The sequence below is a fragment of the Thiohalocapsa sp. genome (assembly GCF_022340605.1).
GTDB lineage: Bacteria > Pseudomonadota > Gammaproteobacteria > Chromatiales > Chromatiaceae > Thiohalocapsa.
The window spans coordinates 18733-38072 of the sequence record NZ_JAJDNQ010000025.1; the positions used below are offsets into that span (position 1 = coordinate 18733).

Sequence of the window (19340 nt, forward strand, 5' to 3'; positions counted from 1 at the left end):
GGCGGGCTCAGAGCTTGTTCAGGATCAGCACCGAGACGATGAGGCCGTAAATGGCAATGCCCTCCGCCAGCCCCACCAGGATCAGCACTCGGCCGAACAGCTCCGGCTTCTCCGCCAGCGCGCCGACGGACGCGGCGCCCACGGTGCCCACCGCGTAGCCGGCGCCGAGGGCGCCGATGGCCGTGGACAGGGCGGCGGCGAGAAAGCCCCACCGCTGCACGCTCGGATCGATGATGCGCTCGGCGATCTCCACCACCGGCCCCTCCGCGAGCGCCTGGGGCTGCCACATGAGCAGGCTCGCCAGCGCCGCCGCCAGCACGGCGGACACCAGCAGCGAGGCTGCAATGAAGACGGACTTGCTCATGACGGACCTCCGGTGACGATGGCGGGCGGCGCCGGCAGCGGACTGAACACCCGCCCGGTGCCCCTGAGGAAGCGATTGAAGAACTCGAACAGCACCAGCCGCGTGGTCTGTATGGACACCACCAGCCCCTCCAGCAGGATGATCACCAGGTTGCCGGCGATCAGGATCAGCACCGCCGCCCAGCCGGGCGCGGCGCTGGCCATGGTGACGACGGCGGCGGACAGGGCCGCATGGGCCAGCGCGAAGGCGCCGACGCGGGCGAAGGACAGGGTGTTGGTGGCGAGCTGGAGCCCGCTCTCGGCCAGGTGCCCAACGGCGGCCAGGGCGCCCAGCAGGCGGCGCGCGGCCCAGTAGGAACCGAGCACATACCAGCCAACGCCCAGCAGCGCGACCCAGCCGAGGCCGGCGCCCGGCAGCACGAGCAGACCCACCAGGCCCAGATACATCACCAGCATCCCGGCATCCACGGCGAGCCAATGGTCCAGCCGCCCGGCCGCCAAGGCACCGAAGCCCGCCAGGAGCTGCCCCAGCGACAGCAGCAGCACCGCGAACACGAGCGGCACCGCGAGCACCAGCACCGGGTCCTCCAGCGGATGCAGCCAGAGCGCCGGGATCAGGTGCTCCAGGCCGAACAGGCTGCCGAACAGGAGCCCGAACAGCATCGCCGACGCACCGCAGATCACGAGCAACCGCGCCGCCTCGAAGCGGCGCCTCAGCCACAGCCCGAGCGCCACCAGCACCAGCCCCTGACCGAGGTCGCCGAACATGTAGCCAAACAGGAGTGGCACCACGACGGCCAGCAGCGGCGTCGGGTCGGCCTCGTCGGCGCCGGGCACGCCGAGCGCCCGGGCGAACAGCTCGAAGGGCCTGAGCCAAGCGGGGTTCTTCAGCACTCGCGGTGGCTGCGTGCCCGCCGGCGGCGGCGCGAAGCGCAGCAGCGCGCGCGTCTCGGCGCGGTCCAGTGCGGCGGTGAGGCGCTCGCCGTCGAGGTCGTCGGTCCAGCCCGTGATCCAGGCCAGGTGCTCGCCCTCGCGCTCCAGGGCGCCCACCCGGCGGCTGAACCAGTCCAGCCAGAGCACCTCGCCGAGGATGTCGCCGAGGGAATACTCGTCGAACAGCGTGTCCAGCTCCGCGTACAGGTGGATCAGGCGCCGGGATAGGAAGCCGCGCCGGGCGCGGATGCGCGCCAGCGCCGTGACCGCATCGCCCTCGAGCCAGGGCGGGCGCACGACGATGCGCCCTTGCTGCGCCTTCACGCGCGCCTTGGCGGCCTCGATGCCGTCCGCGGGACCGAGGATCAGCCAGCAGTCCTCCTCGTCCCAGGGCACGCTCCGGGCAAGCATCGGCATCGGCAGGGTCAGCACCGTGCCGGCAGGCAGGATGGCGCAGAAGGTGGCGAGGATCGGCCCGGAATCCGTGATCCGCGCGAAGTCCAGGGGACTGCCGCGCAGCTTGCCGATGATCTGCCCCAGCCACTTGAGGCCCGTGAGCTCTTCCTCGCAGGCTTGCAGCTGGTCGATGAGCGGGTCCGCCTCACGCTGGTAGGCGCCGATGCGTGCCAGGGCGCGCTCCATGACCCGCATCGGCGCCTCCAGCAGGGGGCCGCGGCGCAGCCGCCCGCGCTGCCAGTAGCGCTGGTAGCGCTGCGCCAGGCGCTGGTACTCGGCGAGGCCGGCGGCGATCGCCGCCAGCGGCCGGTCGGCGGCCCTAAGATCCCCATTCGGCGGCCGGCGCAGCTCCAGCTCCACCGCCCCGGTGCGCGCCAGCTCCGCCAGCGTGCGCACGGACTCGCTGCGCGGGCAGAGCACCTCGAACCAGCGCGTGGCGACCGGGCGCAGCATCAGGCCGCCTCCGCGCGTGCGCTCGGCGCGTCTGGAGGCGGCGACTCCGGGAATAGCGCCCGGTCCAGCAGCGCCCGGCGCAGCCGCTCCAGGTCCAGCGCCACCAGGGCGAGGTAGACGAAGGGCATCGCCGGCGACAGGCCGAGCCCGTGGAACTCGAACCGCAGCCGCTCGCGCAGTTGCTGGCGCGGCGTCCAGGCGTGCGCCGGGTCGCTGCGGCGGAAGGCGTCGAGGTGTGCGCCGATGCTCGCGGCAAGCCGCTCCAGGTCGGCGCGCACCGCGACGCCCGAGCGCGGCCAGCGCCCGCGCCAGCCGGCAACCCAGCATGCGGACACCGGCTCCGCGGCGTCGTGATTCAGCAGCGGGGCGATGCCGGCCCGCTGGAGGCGCCGCGGCAGCAGCGCACCGTCGTCGCCCAGCAGCGCGGCGATACATGGCACCCGCCGCGCCCAGCGGGGCAGCTCGGCGCCGGCGCGCAGATGCTCCAGCAGGCTGAGCAGCGGCAGCCAGCGGGTCCAGCGGACGGCGTCGCGCCAGGGCTTGGGCACAAAGCGGGCGACGGCATCGATCTCGGCGAACAGCAGCCCGCGCACGCCGGCCTCGATGTCGTGCACGTCACTGGCGGCCGAGAAGCCCTTGATCCAGTCCCTGTGCGGACCGCCGCGCGCCTCCTCCAGCCAGGCACCGAGACCGCGGATGCCGCTGATGCGCCGCCAGTCAGCCTCCGCCGGCAGTGCGCCGTAGCGGGCCTGCACCCGCGCCTGGGCGTAGGCAAAGGCATGGCGGGCGGCGCTGCTCAAGGCTCACTCCCGGGGAACGGCGTCGTGAGCTCGGCCGCCAGAGCCGCCGCCAGGGCATCCAGAGCCGCCGCGTCCGGCGCCGCCGCGTCTGGCGCCGGGCCGGCGGCGGCCTCGTCGCCGGACACCGCGAGCTCGGCCAGGCCACGCTCGATGCCGCGGTCGGCGATGCGGTGCGCCACCTGGATACGCCGCTCTGCGCGCTGCGCGATGGCGCGCGCCTCACGCTCGGCGGCGGCCACCCGCGCCGCGGCCTGCTCCCGGCAACGCGCGATGGCGTCGCGCGCCTCGGCCTCGGCCGCCAGCACCCGGTTGAAGGCCGCATCCAGGCCGCGGCCCTCGGCACTGCTATGACGATCTTGCATTGCTGCCGTGGTCCCTTCTGTCCTGCGTCCGCGCTTGTGAATTCGAGCGAGCCCTTGCGTGGGACGGCGCCGGGCGAGCCCCGGCGCCGGTCGGCGCGGTGTCAGCGCACGCCGGCCTTGTTCATGAGATTGCGCACGTAGTCCACGGGGATGGCATAGGTGATGCCGCTCGGGTCTTTGATGGCGGACTCCCGGGTGTTTTTGACATAGACGCTGTTGATGACGCCGAGCACACGCCCCGTATCCACGTCGTAGAGGGGGCTGCCGCTGCTGCCGGGATAGGCCGTCGCATCCAGCTGGAGAATATTGAACGGCGCCGAGAGCCGCTTGATCATCTCGGGGGTCAGCTCCTTGCCGGAGCCCACCGGCGCCGCGATGGGCGCGATGGCGGCGACCGTGGCACGGTGGGTTGCCGGGAATAGCCACAGCGCGTTCACCAGCGGATAGCCGGTGAAGGCGGCCCACTGACCCTCTTGGATGTCGGTGGTGCGCCCCAGGCTCACGGCCGGCAGCGCGGCGCCCTCGAAGCGCAGCAGGGCGAGATCGTGCTCACGGTCGATGGCCACCAGCTTGGCCGGGCGCATCGCCGTACGGTGGTCGGCGACGGGCCGGTAGATGGCGATGGTCTCGCGACGGCCGGCGTCCAGGTTGCGCGGCACCACGTGGGCATTGGTGACCACGTAGCTCGGCGCCACCACGAAGCCCGTGCCACGCGGTTGCTGCTGCGTCGCGCGCACCGCCATGTAGGTACCGACGGCGACGACGCTCTGCTTCATCTTCGCCGCGGTGGCCGGCAGATCCGCCAACACCGGGCCGGCGGCAACCGCTAGCAGCAGCACGAGGTACCGGACCAGCGCCGACACCAGGTCGGCGGCACGCGATGCGTCCGCACGCAGTGGCATCGGATACGGCATTTAGGCTCCTCGGTGCGGCTCGCACCGGTTGCGGTACGTGTGCTCATGGGCGCCCGACGCATCCCCGCCGGCGCCCCGATCGCGGGTATCTGGTCCCTCGTGGAAGGCTCGCAGAACTGCGCCACAGTCCGAGCAGTCGGCAGGGTGGCTCCAGACGATGCGTCGGAGCGGCCAATGCAGCCGAGCCGGTGCAGCCGCGGGGGCAGCAACCGTCGTAGGTCGGGTTAGCGATAGCGTAACCCGACAATGAATGGCTTACTCGCCCCTTACTGGTGCCCTTACTGGCGCCCATCGTCGGGTTACGCTGCGCTAACCCGACCCACATCCAAGACTTGCCCATGATCTCCGCCGCGCGGGCAGCAAGCCGACGCTGCGGTCGAGCCTCAACCGGGTCCGGGGCCAATGATAGACAGAAATGCCCGAGCCCGTATCCCCGGCCTACGCCGACTTCAGCCGCCTCCCCCGAATACGCCGACTTCAGTGCCCCGCCCTCGGCCGTCGGGCGACTGAAGTCACCCACCCCGGCAGCCGGATAAGGCCGGCGCACACGTGGGAGGCTTGGCCTCGGACCAACGAGTCGTGATCGTCGCCTTGGCAGGCTGGACGGCGCTCAGCGTTGTCCTTGTCGTACCGACGATCCGATTACGACAACGACAACGACAACGACGATGGCAACGACGAGCAGGCGAACTGCAACGGCGAAGTTGCCTCATCTGCAAACATTCGGCTCCGTTGAGCAAACCAGGCGCGCCCCCGGCGCACCCGGAAGCGGCGCGAGCTGATATGGCGCAAGCGTAAGAATTCAAGACTGGCCAGACGCGCCGCGCTTTCGCTAATCTGCGCGGCGTGTCACTGCCGCCGGGAGCCGCCGTTGGACGAAACCCTGAAACGCCTGCTGGACGCCGAGATGCGCGCCGAGAAGATCGCGCAGGACGCCGAGCAGGAGCGCGAGCGCATCATCCAGTCCGCCATGGCGGACGCGCGCGCCGAGGACCAGCGCTTCACGGCGCGGATTCCGGATATGCACCGCGGCTTCATCGACAAGGCCGAGGAGCGCGCCGAGCAAACCATCGCCGAGCTGAAGCGCCGCTACGACGAGCGCCACGTGCAGTTGCGCGACATGGCCGAGCAGCGTGAGCACGAGGCGCAGGCGGCGGCGTTCGAGCTGCTCATCGACCCGGCGCGCTGAATGTCTTCCCACCACATCTCCGCCGACGCATCCCGCCCCGGCACGCCTGGCCCCTGCGACGCCCGCCCATGAGCGCCATCGCCGAGGCTTACCTCAATACCCGCATCTCGGCCATGTCCGTGCGGCTGCTGGACACGCCGGCGCTGACCGGTCTCGCGGAGCTCAAGCTGCCGGCGCTGGCCGAGCGCTTCGGTCTGGAGCCGTTGCTGGACGAGCAGCTCCCCCCGCGCAGCAGGGCCCGCGCCGTGGAGCAGACGCTGCTGCACCTGCTGCTGGCGGACCTGGCGATACTGCTGCGGCCGCTGGACGCCACCGGGCGCGGCCTGCTGCTGGCCTGGGCGCGCAAGTACGCGCTGATCAACCTGAAGACCCTGATCCGCGGCAAGCTCTACGGGCTGGACCAGACCGAGATCCGGGAAAACCTCTTCGACCTGCCGGCGCGGGTGCGCCTGCCGCACCAGGACCTCTACCGCGCCGAGAACGTGCTGGAGCTGCTGCGGGTGCTGGAGGGCGGGCCGTTCCGGCTCATCGCCCGCCAGGCGCGGGAGTCCTACGAGCAGCGCCGCGATCCGTTCGTGCTGGAGGCGGCGGTGGATTCGCGCTATTACGCGGAGCTGGTGCGCCAGGCGAATCAGCTTCAGGGCATCGATGCGCAGGCCGTGCAGCACCTGCTGGGTGCCGTGCTGGACCGCATCAACCTGCTGTGGTTGCTGCGGTTTCGCTTCTCGTTCGGCTTCTCGCCCAGCGAGGCCTTCTACCACCTGGTGCCCTCCAAGCGGTTGTTGCACCGCGAGCGGCTGCTGGAGCTCGCCAACGTCGACGGCTTCGAGCAACTCCTGGAGGCCTTGCCAGAGCCGCTCAACGAGCGGCTCGCCGGCGCCGGCAGCCTGATCGAGGTGCAGCGCCGCCTCGGCGGCCTGCTGCACGAGGAGTGCCGACGCACGCTCGCGGGCGGGCGCTCCGGCGTTGCCCGCGCCCTGGCCTACCTGTTCCTGCGCGAGCACGACACGCACCAGCTCTATGCCTTGATCGAGGGCCGGCTGCTCAAACTGCCGCAGGAGGTGGTGGACATCGCCCTGGGCCTGGCACCGCCGAACTGTCCGATGGACTTGCCCACGGCGGCTTGATTGCAGCCTGACGCAACTGCCAATGCAACCGAGCCACGCCATGCGAGCCACGCACGCCATGCCCGTCGCTGCCGCCGACCCCCAGGCTGCATCTGCGCCGCCGCCGGAGACTTGAGCCATGCTGCGCCCCCTCCCGATGAAGCATGTCCGGTTGCTGGTGATGACCGACGACCTGCCGCAGGCGTCGCTTACCCTGGCCGAGACCGAGAGCTTCCACCCCGACGAGCGCCCGCCGGAGTCGCAGGCGCTCGCCGGCGTGCCCGGACGCGAGTATCGCGAGCACTACCGCCAGGCCGCGACGCGTCTCGACAAGATCGCCAAGCTGGTGGACGTGCCGGCGACGCCGCCCATCACGCAGCTGCACGTGGTGCACCCGGACGAGCTCGCGGCCGTGGGCATCCTGCTGCGCGAGCGCTGGGAGGAGGCGTCGCGGTTCGAGGAGTCGTTCCGGCGCCTCGACGACGAGGAGCGCTTCATCCGCGATCAGGAAGCGTCCCTGGCCAACTTCGCCAACCTGAAGATCGATCTCGGCAAGCTGCGCAGCAAGACGCGCTTCCTGGACTTCTACGTGGGCATGGTGCCGCGGGAGAACGTGAGCCGCCTGCAGGGCGCCGTGCAGCTCGCAGACCACCTGCTGTTCAACTACCTCGAGCGCGGCGACAGCGCGCACGTGATCATCGTCGGCCCCCGTGGCGAAGGCGAGGCAGAGCTGAGCTCGGTGCTCACCTCGGCCGGCTTCCAGGCCCTGCCCATCCCCAGCGACATCGCCGGCATGGACCCCGCCCGCAAGCGTGAGGAACTGCAAACCCGCCGCGCGGAGCTGGCCGGGCAGCGCGAAACCCTGCGCACGGAGCTCACGCAGTGGGGGCGGGAGCACCACGAGACCCTCGTGGACGCCCGCCGCACGCTCCTGTTGGCGGAGCCTTTCGTGAACCTGGGTCCGGCCGTCCACAGCGCCGGCCACCTGGCGATGCTCGCTGGCTGGGTCCCCGCACGCGCCGTCGCCAAGCTGGACGACCGGCTCGGCGCGAGCCTGGCCCTGCCCTTCGACATGACCGTGCGCAACCCGCGCCCCGACGAGCGCGCGCTGGTGCCCACCGTGCCGGCGCGCAGCCCGCTGCTCGCGCCCTTCACCACGCTGGTGAAGCAGTACGGCATCCCCCAGTACGGCGAGATCGACCCGACCCCCCTGTTCGCGGTCACCTTCCTGCTCATGTTCGGCATGATGTTCGGCGACGTCGGCCACGGCGCCGTTATCGCGCTGACGGCCTTTTTGTTCCGCCGCAAGCTGAAGGGCTTCGCCTGGCTCGGCATCGCGCTCGGCCTGTCGTCCATGCTGTTCGGCTTCGTCTTCGGCAGCGTGTTCGGCGTCGAGGACTGGCTGCCGGCGCTGTGGATGTCGCCGCTGCACGACCCGATCCTGATGCTGAAGGTGGCGCTCGGCTGGGGCATCGCCTTCATCATCGTCGCCTGCCTGCTCGGCATCTACAATCGCGTCGTCACGGGCAACATCGAAGGTGCGATCTTCGCCCCGCACGGGGCCGTCAATCTCCTGTTCTATCTCGGCTTCCTGGTTGGCGGCTACGGCCTGGCCACGGCCGGTCGCTTCGGCTGGGTGCCAATGCTCGCGGTGGTCGGCGCGCTGTCGGCGCTGGCCGTCTACCAGTGGCGCCATCTCACCGGCCCCATCGCCGAGAAGGCGCTGATCGTGTTCATCGAGACCCTGGACACGGTGATCGTGTACCTCTCGAACACCCTATCGTTCCTGCGCGTGTCCGCGTTCAGCCTCAACCATGCCGCGCTGGCCATCGCCATCTTCACGCTGGCCGACATGCTCGGCACCGTCGGCACCGTCATCACGCTCATCCTCGGCAACCTGTTCATCCTGGTGCTCGAAGGTGGCATCGTCATGATCCAGGTGATGCGACTGGAGTACTACGAAGGCTTCTCGCGCTACTTCTCGGGCGATGGGCACGAGTTCACACCACTCAGGCTGCGGCGCGGCACCGAGGCATCCTGAGCATCCAACATTCGCCGACCATCCTATTCAAAGCTAGGAGACCCTACGCATGTACTGGCTCGTCGCCCTGATGTCCTTTGCCATCGTCGGCCTGTTCGCCACCGGCCTCTACCTGGAGATGCGCCCGGCCGCGACGCTGCGCATCCCGCGCTGGAGCAAGCCCGCGCTGGCCACGCAACTGCTCGTGTTCGTGGCCGCGCAGCTCGGCCTGCTACTGCTCGGCATCCAGGACGTGCTGGCGCAGGATGCCGGCGAGGTGGTGCAGGTCACCGAGATGAGCACCGGCATGGGTCTCGCCATCCTCGGCGTGGGCATCCCCACCGGCCTCTCCACCATCGGCGCCGGTATCGCCGTGGGACCCATCGGCGCCGCCTCCCTGGCCGCGGTGATGGAGCGCCCGGAGGCGCTGGGCCGCAGCCTGATCTTCCTGGGCCTGGCGGAGGGTATCGCCATCTACGGCCTGGTCATGAGTATCCTGCTGCTGAATCGGCTGTGATCAGGTCATGGCAAACGTGGACACGCCGGAGCAGAGCCGGACGCGGATGCTGTTCCTCGGCGAGGACAGTCTTGCCGACGGCTTGCGGCTCATCGGCTTCGAGACGCACGCCGACCCGCGCGCGGAGGACGTGGATCAGGTGTTCCGCGAGCTGCTCAAGTCCCGCGACCGGGCCTTCGTGCTCGTGGACGAACGGGTGATGCGCTCCGGTGCCGCCAACCTGGCCCGGGTCCGACGCGAGGGCGGGCGCATCGTCGTGGTGGCGGTGCCGCCCCTGGCGGGGCCGGTGCAGCTGCAAAGCGAGGTGGCGGACCGACTCGCGGCCCTGTTCGGCAGCGGCAACCTGGCCCCCCAGGAATGATCCCGGAGCGCAACCCCGTGCACGCACGTAGAAGTCATGAACCCGACTTCAGCGCTCAAGCGCGTCGCCGCGGGTCGTCGGCGGCGGATACGAATGCGACAACGACAACGATTGGAAACGGTCTCGAGCTCTGTGTCGTGCCGGACTGGTCCCCTAGCCCCTCATTACAAGCCCCTAGCCCCTCATTACAATGGTCACCCAAGCACACGAGCTCGAAGAGGCCATCCTCGCCCGCGCCGAGCGCCTGGCCAACGAGTACCGCGAGCGTGCGAACCGCACCCGAGACCAGATCCTGCGCGACGCGGCGGACAAGCTGCGCATGCGCGAGCAGCGCGAGGAGGCCATCGCCAAGTCCCTCGGCGAGCGCACCTACCGCCAGCAGGTGCAAGCGGAAGAGCTGAAGCTGCAGAGCCACCTGGACCGCGTGCGCTGGAATCTGGTGCGCGACGTCGAGCACCGGCTGTCCGAGAACATGCGCGCCCACATCGAGAACAAGACGGCCTACCTGGAGACCCTCACCGGCTTCATCGTCACCGCCGCCGCGGCCATCGAGCGCGACACCATGATCGTGGCCGCCAACGCCCATGACCATCGGCTGCTGGAGTCGAACTGGACCCGGGTCACGGCCGCGCTGCCCGAGGGCAAGCTGGCAAATCTGGCCGAGGCGCACATCGACGCCGTCGCCGGCGTCCTGGTCACCAGCGAAGACGGCCGCATTCGCGTCGACAACACCTTCGAGGGGCGCATGGCGCGGCTGCGGCCGCGCATCCAGCAGCGCATCCTGGAGCGGTTGCTGCCCGCCGGGTTCGACACCGGGGCGTTGTTTGGGGGTTAAGAAGTGCGGAGTGCGAAGTGCGTGGTGCGACGTGCGGAGTGCGAGGTGCGGACGCTGCCGGGTTGAGGGCCGCTCCGGTCCGCACTGCGCAATTCGCACCGTGTTCCCTTTCCACCGAATTCCTATTGGTCAGCCGTAGCCCCCAGAAGCGCAGAACCGAACCATGAGCGACAAACAACGCATCGGCACCATCCGCGACATCAACGGCCCCATCGTCACCATCGACCTGCCGGGCATCCGCAGTGGCGAGCAGGTGCGCATCGGCGAGATCGGCCTGGTGGGCGAGGTGATCTCGCTGTCGGGCCAACAGGCCGTGGTGCAGACCTACGAGGCCACCGATGGCGTGCGCCCCGGTGAACCCGCCATGGGCCTGGGCTGGCCGCTATCCGTGGAGTTGGGCCCCGGGCTCATGGGCGGCATCTTCGACGGCGTACAGCGGCCGCTGTCGAAGATCGCGGCACAATCCGGCGACTACATCACCCGCGGCATCGCGGTGCCGGCGCTGGACCGCGCCAAACAGTGGGAGTTCGAGCCGAATCGGGAGTTGGAGCCGGGCCAACAGATCGGCCCCGGCGCCGTGCTCGGCACGGTGCAGGAAACGGCGACGGTGCTGCACAAGATCCTGGTGCCGCCGGGCATCAGAGGCGAGCTCGAAGAGGTGGCGCCCGCCGGCGAGTACGACATCGAATCCACCATCGCGCACGTGCGTGATGCCAAGGGACACAGCCACAAGCTGAGCCTCTATCATCGCTGGCCGGTGCGCCGACCCCGGCCTTACGCGAAGCGCGATGACGGCGTCTCGCCGCTGATCACCGGTCAGCGGGTCATCGACACCTTCTTCCCGCAGCTCAAGGGCGGCAAAGGCGCGGTGCCCGGACCCTTCGGTGCCGGCAAGACCGTGGTGCAGCAGCAGATCGCGCGCTGGTCCAACGCGGACATCGTCATCTACGTGGGCTGCGGCGAGCGCGGCAACGAGCTCGTGGACGTGCTGGAGAGCTTTCCGAAGCTCGAAGACCCGTACTCCGGCCGCAAGCTGATGGAGCGCACGCTGCTGGTGGCCAACACCTCCAACATGCCGGTGGTGGCCCGCGAGGCGTCCATCTATATCGGCCTCACCATGGCCGAGTACTACCGGGACATGGGCTACGACGTCGTCATGCTGGCGGACTCCACATCGCGCTGGGCCGAGGCGCTGCGCGAGGTCTCCGGCCGCCTCGGCCAGATGCCGGTGGAGGAAGGCTATCCGGCGTATCTCGCCTCACGCCTGGCCGCCGTCTACGAGCGTGCGGGTCGCGTCGAGACCTTTGCCTCGGGCGCCGGCTCCGTGACCCTGATCGGCGCCGTGTCGCCGCCGGGCGGCGACTTCTCCGAGCCCGTGACCAGCCACACCAAGGACATCATCGAGACCTTCTGGGCGCTGTCCAAGGAGCTCGCCGACGCCCGCCACTACCCCAGCATCGACTGGGTAACGAGCTTCTCGGCCCACGTGCACACCGCCGCCGAGTGGTGGCACGAAGAGGTCGACCGCCACTGGGAGCAGCGCCGCACCGAGGCCCTGGCACTGCTGTCGCGTGACGCCGAGCTCTCGCGCATCGTCAACCTGGTGGGCCCCGAGGCCCTGTCCGACGCCCAGCGCTGGCAGTTGGAAGGCGCCGCGCTGATCAAGGAGGGCGTGCTGCAGCAAAGCGCGCTGGACGACGTGGATACCTTCTGCTCGCCGGCCAAGCAATTCGCACTGCTGGACCTGGCGCTGTCCATCTACGACAAGGGCATGGCGCTCATCGAGCTCGGCGTGCCGGTGGCGGAGCTCTCCGAGCTGCCCCAGCTCGCCAAGGCGCGGCGCTGCAAGTCCATGTACAACAGCGACCAGGTGGACAGCATCCGCGCGTTCGCGGAAGAAGTGGATCAGGCGTTCGAGGCGATTCGACTCGAGTACGCGAAGCAAAGCACCGAGTAATCGGACGGCGCAGGGTGGGCAAAGCGCAGCGTGCCCACCGACCGAAAGTGATGGGCACGCTGCGCTTTGCCCATCCTACGGGACTGCGGAGCAATTATCGGGCGGATCGTAGTGAGTAAGTGCGGGGTGCACGGTGCGAAGTCCGGCGCGACGGGATTCACCTTGGTCCAGGTTTCGTCTGCCGGACGTTGTCGTGCGATACATGGACGACCCCGGCCAGGTTGGCGCAAACGCACTTCGCACTACGCACTCTCCAATCGACGCCCGAACAGCACGCCTGAGCGCGACAGCCAGCCAAGCCGGTAAGTAAACGAATGAGCATCAAAGAATACCGCACCGCCAGCGAGGCCCGCGGCGGCCTCATCACCGTCCGGCACACGCCCGGCGTCGCCTTCGGCGACCGCGTGCGCATCACCGACGGCGCCGGTGAGACGCGCGACGGGCAGGTGATTCGCGCGGCCGACGACGAGGTGCTGATCCTGGTGTTCGAGGGCACCGAGGATCTGGACCTGGAGGACATCTGGGTGCGCTTCCTGGACGAGCCCGTCGAGATCGCGCTGTCGCCCGAGATCCTTGGCCGGGAGTTCAATGGTCTCGGCGAGCCGCGCGACGACCGCCCGCCGGTGCTGTCCAACATCCGCCGGCCGGTGGGCGGCTCGGCCATCAACCCCGCCGCGCGCACCTACCCGCGCGAGTTCATCCAGACCGGGGTCTCCACCATCGACGGCCTGAACAGCCTGGTGCGCGGGCAGAAGCTGCCGATCTTCTCCGGCTCCGGCCTGCCGCACAACCGACTCGCGGCGCAGATCGTGCGCCAGGCCAGGCTCAAGGACGAAGACACCAGCTTCTCCATCGTCTTCGCGGCCATGGGTGTTTCGTACGCCGACGCCAAGTTCTTCCGCGATGAGTTCGCCAACTCCGGCGTGCTGCGCAACGTGGTGATGTTCATCAATCTCGCCGACGACCCACCGGTGGAGCGGCTCACCCTGCCGCGCACGGCGCTCACCGCAGCCGAGTACCTGGCCTACGACCTGGACCGCCACGTGCTGGTGGTCATGACCGACATGACCTACTACGCCGAGGCCCTGCGTGAGGTGGCCACCGCCAAGGGCGACGTGCCGGCGCGCAAGGGCTACCCGGGCTACCTGTACTCGGACCTCGCCGAGATCTACGAGCGCTGCGGGCGCATCCACGAGCGCCACGGCTCCATCACCATGATGCCGGTGGTGTCCATGCCGTCCGACGACATCACCCACCCGATCCCGGACCTCACCGGCTACATCACCGAGGGCCAGATCGTGCTTTCCCGCGAGTTGCACAACCAGGGCGTCTACCCGCCCGTGCACATCTCGCCCAGCCTGTCCCGATTGATGAAGGACGGCATCGGCAAGGACGACACCCGCGAGGACCATCCGCGCGTCGCCGCCCAGCTCTACGCCCTTTACGCCCGGGCGCTCGAGACCCGCAACCTCGCCAGCATCATCGGCGCCGACGAGCTCTCCGAGCGCGACCGCCGCTATCTCCGGTTCGCCGACGCCTTCGACAAGCGCTTCGTCGGCCAGGGCGAGGACGAGGACCGCAGCATCGAGGCGACGCTCAACCTCGCCTGGGAGCTGATGAGCACCTTCCCGCGCGACATGCTGACGCGCGTGTCCGAGACAGAGCTGGCGAAATACTATCGGGAGTCCGAGTAGGGTCCGACGCGCGACCCGAGCCATCCGGCATGGCCATTACCTGCGCCAACTGCGCCGCCGTCTGCTGCCGCCTCGAGGTCCCCTGCATCGGCGACCACGACATCCCCGAGCACCTCACCGAGTACGACGGCGCCGGCTATCTGCGCATGCGCCGTCTCGACGACGGCTGGTGCGCCGCGCTGAATCGCGCAGAGATGAACTGCGGCATCTACGCGCGCCGTCCCCTTCCCTGCCGCGAGCTGCAAACGGGCGGGCCGGATTGCCTGGCGGAGCGGGCCCGGTTTGCTGCCGAGTCCGGCTGAGCAGTGACATAATCAGGGCAACCTCCTCGGCAGACACCGCCGCCGATGATCGACGAGGTGCCACCATGACCGCTGTACCCAAAGCCCCCCCCACCTGACGTGCGCACGCGGGTGGCAGCCCTCTACGAAACCGATTACGCGCGCTGGCTGTTCGAAAACGCCGCCCTGCTGCGTGCCGGACGTTTCGACGAATTGGACGTGGCGAACATCGCCGAGGAATTGGAAGACATGGGACGCAGCGAAGGTGGGGCCGTGCGCAGCCACCTGCGGGTGCTGATCACACGCCTGCTGAAATGGGAGCACCAAGCAGACCACCGGAGCAGCAGTTGGCGCGGCTCCATCTACAACGCGCGTCGGTCCATCGCACAGCGGCTTCAGGAGAGTCCAAGTCTTCGCCGACGCCTGCCCGATTTCGTCGCGCATATACACGTAGATGCCGTGTTCAACGCCGCCAACGAAACCGACCTCCCCGAGGCGACTTTCCCACAGGCCTGCCCCTACAGCATCGACCAGCTGCTGGACATCGACTATTGGCCCGGCCGCCCCTGAGTGGCGGCTCAACGCTGAATGCCGCCGCGTGCGGACGCGGCAAATGTTCGCTCCAAATCGGTCAGTAACGACACCTCACGCGTAGCGGCCCTTGTGGGAGCAGTGCTTGTGGGAGCGGCACTCTCGGTGCCGCGATCAGCGCCAAGGCAATAACCACGCCCCGAGTAACCGCCAAGCGGGCAGGCAACCTCTCCCAGCCGCCATCGCGCCACAAAAGGCAGTGGCGCTCCCACACCGGCGCGCGCAGAGCAGCCGTCGTGGGAGCACCTCTTTTGGCAGCACCTCCTGTGGGAGCGGCACTCTCGGTGCCGCGACCAGCGCCAAGGCAATAACCACGCCCCGAGTAACCGCCAAGCGGGCAGGCAACCTCTCCCAGCCGCCATCGCGCCACGAAAGGCAGTGGCGCTCCCACGCCCGCGCGTAGGCAGGCATTTGGCACCGCCGAAGTTGAAGGTTCTCGGAGTAAGGGACTGACCTCAGCCCCCATCCTCCGAGCGCATCCGCGCGATGATCCCCGTGGTGCTCTGCTGCGCCACCAGCGGCACCAGCACCACCTGCCCGCCCCAGCCTTTGACCTCGGCGGCGCCGACCACGTCCTCCTCCCGGTAGTCGGCGCCCTTGGCGAGCACGTCCGGGCGCAGCGTGCGGATCAACTCGATGGGCGTGTCCTCATCGAACAGCACCACGCCGTCCACGGCGGCCAGCGCCGCCAGTACCCGGGCGCGGTCCTGCTCGCCGATGAGGGGGCGCTCGGGCCCCTTCAGCGCCCGCACCGAGCGGTCCGAATTGAGACCGACGATCAGCCGCTGACCGTGCCGGCGCGCCCGCTCCAGGTAGGTCACATGGCCGACGTGCAGCAGGTCGAAACAACCGTTGGTGAAGACGATCCGTTCCCCGCCGGCGCGCCACTGCCCCACCTGGGCGCGCATGGCCGCGAGGCTCCGGACCTTGGCTGCCTGCTCCAGCGCCGCCTCGCCGGCGATGGCACCGGCCAACTCCTCGGCGGTGATGGCCGCGGTGCCACGGTGCGCCACCACGACGCCGGCGGCGAGATTGGCGAGATGCGCACGGTCCACCGGGTCGAGTCCGGCCGCATGCCCGGCGGCAATGGTGGCGATGACCGTGTCTCCGGCGCCGGACACGTCGAACACCTCCCGCGCCACGGCCGGCACGCGGGTGGTGCCACACGCAGTAACGAGCGCCATGCCCAGCTCGCCCAGCGTCAGCACCAGCTCCGCCAGGCCGAGCTCCGCGCGCAGTCGCACGGCTCCGTGCAGGAGTCCGTCCAGATCGGCAGCGTCCACGCCGGCGGCCAGCGCCAACTCGGCACGGTTCGGGGTCAGCACGGTCGCGCCGCTATAGCGGGTGAAATCCCGACCCTTGGGGTCCACCAGCACCGGCACCCCATGCGCCGCCCCGGCCGCGATCAGCCGTCCGCACAGGTCGCCGGTCAGCACGCCCTTCGCGTAATCCGACAACAGCAGCACGTCCACACCCGCCAGCCGCGCCACCACCGACCGCTCCAGCGCGGTCTGCAACCGAGCCGACAAGGGTGTGGTGTCCTCGGCATCGATGCGCAGCATCTGCTGACAGTTGCCGACGACGCGGGTCTTGCTGGTGGTGGGGCGGTCCGCGGAGGCCAGCACCGCATCGTGCCCAATACCGGCCTCATCGAGCAGACCGGCGAGCGCGGCGCCATCGGCATCGTCGCCGCGAACGCCGGCGAGGGTCACGGCGAGCCCGAGGCCCACCAGGTTGCGCGCCACGTTGGCCGCACCGCCGGCCACCAGCCGCTCGCCGGCCAGCTTCAGCACCGGCACCGGCGCCTCGGGTGAGATGCGACCGACGTCTCCAGTGAGGTAACGGTCCAGCATCAGGTCGCCCACCACCAGCACCCGGCACCCGCCGGAGCGCCCGGCGACGGCCTCCACCACCCGCTCTGCCTCGAGGAACATCAGGACCGACCCGGTGCTTCGTCGCCCTGGCCCGTCACGCGGCGCTCCACCAAGTCGCAGACAATGTGGCCGATGACGATGTGCGCCTCCTGGATACGGGCGGTCACGTTGGACGGCACCCTGAGGCATAAGTCGCAGATCTCGGCGAGACGCCCGCCGCCGGCGCCAGTGAGGCCCACGCGGTAGACGGCACGGCCAGCCACGCGCTCCATGGCGCGCAGCACGTTGGCGCTGTTGCCCGACGTGGAGAGTCCCACCAGCAGGTCCCCGTCGCAGCAGAGCGCCTCCACCTGGCGTGCAAACACCGACTCGAACCCGTAGTCGTTGGCGACAGAGGTCAGGATGGAACTGTCGGTGGTGAGCGCGATGGACGGGAGGCCCCGGCGCTCGCGCTCGAAGCGGCCCACCAACTCGGCAGCCAAGTGCTGACAGTCCGCAGCGCTGCCGCCGTTGCCCATCCAGAAGACACGCCCGCCGCCGCCGATGCAGTCCGCGACGCGCTCAGCGAAACAGGCGATGTCCTGCCCTAAGGTGGCGGTCTCCTGGAGTACCCGGACGTGCGCGGCGATCGTGGCGTCAATGTGGTCTTGCATGGAGGCTCCGGCACCGGCGCGTCAGGTCGGGCCGCTCGCAAAAGCAGGCAGTATGCCGAGGCCGCAGCGGCGCTGGCAATCTATGTTCCACCGCCCCCTGCTGCGGTTACAGACCTACAAGGTGGAGGCGACAACTAGCCTGACACAGGGGGGACACGAGCCGGACACTTCCGCATTAGTCAACGCCTCCTTAGCTCCAGTATTCTGCCTTGCTTGTCATTCCACATATTCGCAATAAAATCTGCAATTACCTCCGTCTCCGCATCCGACGAAACATTGACGTTAGCTTCATCTGGTATTTTCGTTGAGAATAAATTTTTCCTTTCCGGAAAATATTTCTCCTTCACCCAGTTATTTGAGTCTTTGAACTCTCGCTCATACTCCTCATACAAATACCCTGGCATAATATATTTGTCTCCCGAAGAGAAGTGCCTTTCGATATAAAGAGCCAGATTAGCCCTAAGTGGATTAGGCTTATCATCAATGTATCTCGGAATCGACTTGTTAAGATGCCGCAACAGCTTAATACCCAAAACGGTAAGACTTTCATTTGCATTATCAGGAATCTTGTATGATTGGTCATCCGGGATACCAATCAAATGTACTATATCTTCTACAATTGAGCCATTAACGAATTCGCTTTTCTCAAAAATTCTAGGAATTATTGCATCGTCTCCGAAAGCCGCACTAAACTTCTCGATAGTATTTTTATGGTTGCACACGTTATTCCAGTGATCATTCTTTGGCGACAAAGGCGCCTCCATGCACGAGCCAGCCTTAACCACTGTTGAGTACATCGAGTTCGCAATATCGGCGGGCCGCCTTAAATACACGATAACCGCAATATCAGTAATCCCCAAACTGCATATAATCTCTCTAAGCCTTTCTATTTCTTCTAAGCGAGTCAATCGGGACTGAAAGTGCTCAGAAGAAAATATTATTATGGCGTCATCACTCTTGACCGCCTCCACCTCCTCTTCTAAACTTTCTATGGTCCTCTGCTGAAATGTCCGCAAATCGTTGTCAGAATAAATCCCGTAATCTCTTGTAAAATCATCGCGCCTATTTGAATTATATGCTGCCACAGCCAAAGCTCTGTTATTAGTGCATCCTGCCGATTTGGTATAAATGAAGCCTTTCTTTAAGATATTGCCTCTATTTGTATCAAAGAACTTCTGTATCGTTGTTGTCGCGGTTTTTTCTGTGCCAATATGCAGAAAGCATTTCATTGTTAATAAATCTCCATCTTGATCGTTCTCTTGTACCTAGCTCAAAAGCGGGTTATTCGCCGCGCGCCTGACACAGGGGCGCGAGGAATCCCACACCGCCGCCAACGTTCTTCTCCGCACCTCCATCATTTGCACCGCACGCTCCGCCCCAGTCTATCTGAAGTGGGGCGACCCAGACGCGATACGCCAAGCAAATCGCTACACTGGCAAGTGCTCACACATCAAACCGAGATGAAGCACCTAGCTCTGCCCCGCAACTCCCTGACATCTTCACAGTCTTCTGTATCGACGTACGTCCAGTCTTTGCCGCTCCGACATGCACGCAAAGTGTCGGATCACCCATTCCATCACCATGTTACTAAGCCACTCGGTAGCAATCTCACTTGTCCCTTAATGAAACCATCTACCTGAATCCGTGACCTAAGGCGCCCGCGGGGCTGGCAAAGTCTAGCGGAAACAAGGGGGTAGCGGTAAAATCCGGCTCCTGTCCTCATCACCCGACAGGTGGCCCGTTGCGCCGTTTCATCATTGCGGAATCCGAGGCGGATTTCACCTCGCAGGCCGGACTCGGACTCATTGGCCAGGCGCTGGAGCGCTATACCGATCTTGCTCAGGATGCGACGGCAGTGGCGCCGTTGCGCAGCGACGCGATGCCGCATCGCGATATGCTCGCGTGCTACGTCGCGTTGTTGTGTTTGGGCAAGAATGATTTCGAGGCGATCACGGCCTTTCGCGAGGACGCGTTCTTCCAT

The 19340-nt window shown here is 67.5% G+C and carries 18 protein-coding genes and 1 pseudogene; 11 read left to right on the forward strand and 8 right to left on the reverse strand.

The window, feature by feature from the left end:
- Positions 1 to 7: 7 nt before the first annotated feature.
- From LJE69_RS03230 to LJE69_RS03250, 5 genes are all read right to left on the reverse strand, one after another.
- Positions 8 to 364 (reverse strand): ATP synthase subunit C, encoded by a 357-nt coding sequence (locus LJE69_RS03230; protein WP_296921442.1) that lies wholly within the window; start codon positions 362 to 364, stop codon positions 8 to 10.
- The gene (locus LJE69_RS03235) at positions 361 to 2205 is read right to left on the reverse strand and encodes a V-type ATPase 116kDa subunit family protein (protein ID WP_296921444.1); all 1845 of its coding nucleotides are present in this window, start codon (positions 2203 to 2205) and stop codon (positions 361 to 363) included. The genes LJE69_RS03230 and LJE69_RS03235 overlap by 4 nt, the downstream gene beginning before the upstream one ends.
- The gene (locus LJE69_RS03240; RefSeq protein ID WP_296921445.1) at positions 2205 to 3005 is read right to left on the reverse strand and encodes a hypothetical protein; all 801 of its coding nucleotides are present in this window, start codon (positions 3003 to 3005) and stop codon (positions 2205 to 2207) included. Before LJE69_RS03240 ends, LJE69_RS03235 begins: the two co-directional genes overlap by 1 nt.
- Positions 3002 to 3367, reverse strand: a complete 366-nt coding sequence (locus tag LJE69_RS03245; protein ID WP_296921447.1) for a hypothetical protein — start codon at positions 3365 to 3367, stop codon at positions 3002 to 3004. The genes LJE69_RS03240 and LJE69_RS03245 overlap by 4 nt, the downstream gene beginning before the upstream one ends.
- A 101-nt stretch (positions 3368 to 3468) precedes the next feature.
- Positions 3469 to 4281, reverse strand: a complete 813-nt coding sequence (locus LJE69_RS03250; protein ID WP_296921449.1) for a serine protease — start codon at positions 4279 to 4281, stop codon at positions 3469 to 3471.
- 871 nt (positions 4282 to 5152) lie between these two features.
- On the opposite strand from LJE69_RS03250, the gene LJE69_RS03255 reads away from it, so the two are divergent.
- From LJE69_RS03255 to LJE69_RS03300, 10 genes are all read left to right on the forward strand, one after another.
- On the forward strand, positions 5153 to 5470 hold the full coding sequence (locus LJE69_RS03255) for an ATPase (RefSeq protein WP_296921451.1): 318 nt from the start codon (positions 5153 to 5155) through the stop codon (positions 5468 to 5470).
- A 68-nt stretch (positions 5471 to 5538) separates the two neighbouring features.
- Positions 5539 to 6597: a V-type ATPase subunit gene (locus LJE69_RS03260; RefSeq protein ID WP_296921453.1), complete on the forward strand. Its 1059-nt coding sequence runs from the start codon at positions 5539 to 5541 to the stop codon at positions 6595 to 6597.
- Between the two features lie 118 nt (positions 6598 to 6715).
- Complete coding sequence (locus LJE69_RS03265) at positions 6716 to 8617, forward strand: V-type ATPase 116kDa subunit family protein (RefSeq protein WP_296921455.1); 1902 nt, start codon at positions 6716 to 6718, stop codon at positions 8615 to 8617.
- A 49-nt stretch (positions 8618 to 8666) separates the two neighbouring features.
- Positions 8667 to 9113, forward strand: a complete 447-nt coding sequence (locus LJE69_RS03270; RefSeq protein ID WP_296921456.1) for an ATP synthase subunit C — start codon at positions 8667 to 8669, stop codon at positions 9111 to 9113.
- 7 nt (positions 9114 to 9120) lie between these two features.
- Complete coding sequence (locus LJE69_RS03275; protein WP_296921458.1) at positions 9121 to 9474, forward strand: V-type ATP synthase subunit F; 354 nt, start codon at positions 9121 to 9123, stop codon at positions 9472 to 9474.
- Between the two features lie 190 nt (positions 9475 to 9664).
- Positions 9665 to 10309, forward strand: a complete 645-nt coding sequence (locus LJE69_RS03280; RefSeq protein WP_296921460.1) for a V-type ATP synthase subunit E — start codon at positions 9665 to 9667, stop codon at positions 10307 to 10309.
- Between the two features lie 163 nt (positions 10310 to 10472).
- Entirely contained in the window at positions 10473 to 12266 is a 1794-nt protein-coding gene (locus tag LJE69_RS03285) for a V-type ATP synthase subunit A (protein WP_296921462.1), read from the forward strand.
- A 314-nt stretch (positions 12267 to 12580) separates the two neighbouring features.
- Positions 12581 to 13960 (forward strand): V-type ATP synthase subunit B, encoded by a 1380-nt coding sequence (locus LJE69_RS03290; RefSeq protein WP_296921464.1) that lies wholly within the window; start codon positions 12581 to 12583, stop codon positions 13958 to 13960.
- Positions 13961 to 13989: 29 nt separating this feature from the next.
- The gene (locus tag LJE69_RS03295) at positions 13990 to 14262 is read left to right on the forward strand and encodes a YkgJ family cysteine cluster protein (RefSeq protein WP_296921465.1); all 273 of its coding nucleotides are present in this window, start codon (positions 13990 to 13992) and stop codon (positions 14260 to 14262) included.
- Between the two features lie 111 nt (positions 14263 to 14373).
- Entirely contained in the window at positions 14374 to 14811 is a 438-nt protein-coding gene (locus LJE69_RS03300) for a DUF29 domain-containing protein (RefSeq protein ID WP_296921467.1), read from the forward strand.
- A 476-nt stretch (positions 14812 to 15287) separates the two neighbouring features.
- Here LJE69_RS03300 and rfaE2 read toward each other — a convergent pair whose 3' ends face one another.
- From rfaE2 to LJE69_RS03315, 3 genes are all read right to left on the reverse strand, one after another.
- On the reverse strand, positions 15288 to 16766 hold the full coding sequence (rfaE2, locus tag LJE69_RS03305) for a D-glycero-beta-D-manno-heptose 1-phosphate adenylyltransferase (RefSeq protein ID WP_296921469.1): 1479 nt from the start codon (positions 16764 to 16766) through the stop codon (positions 15288 to 15290).
- Positions 16766 to 17359, reverse strand: coding sequence for an SIS domain-containing protein (locus LJE69_RS03310; protein ID WP_296921470.1), 594 nt, complete (start codon positions 17357 to 17359; stop codon positions 16766 to 16768). Before LJE69_RS03310 ends, rfaE2 begins: the two co-directional genes overlap by 1 nt.
- Before the next feature lie 179 nt (positions 17360 to 17538).
- The gene (locus LJE69_RS03315; RefSeq protein ID WP_296921472.1) at positions 17539 to 18588 is read right to left on the reverse strand and encodes a hypothetical protein; all 1050 of its coding nucleotides are present in this window, start codon (positions 18586 to 18588) and stop codon (positions 17539 to 17541) included.
- Between the two features lie 512 nt (positions 18589 to 19100).
- Between LJE69_RS03315 and LJE69_RS03320 the strand changes: the two are divergent.
- Positions 19101 to 19340, forward strand: a pseudogene (locus tag LJE69_RS03320) (IS1380 family transposase); the annotation flags it as partial.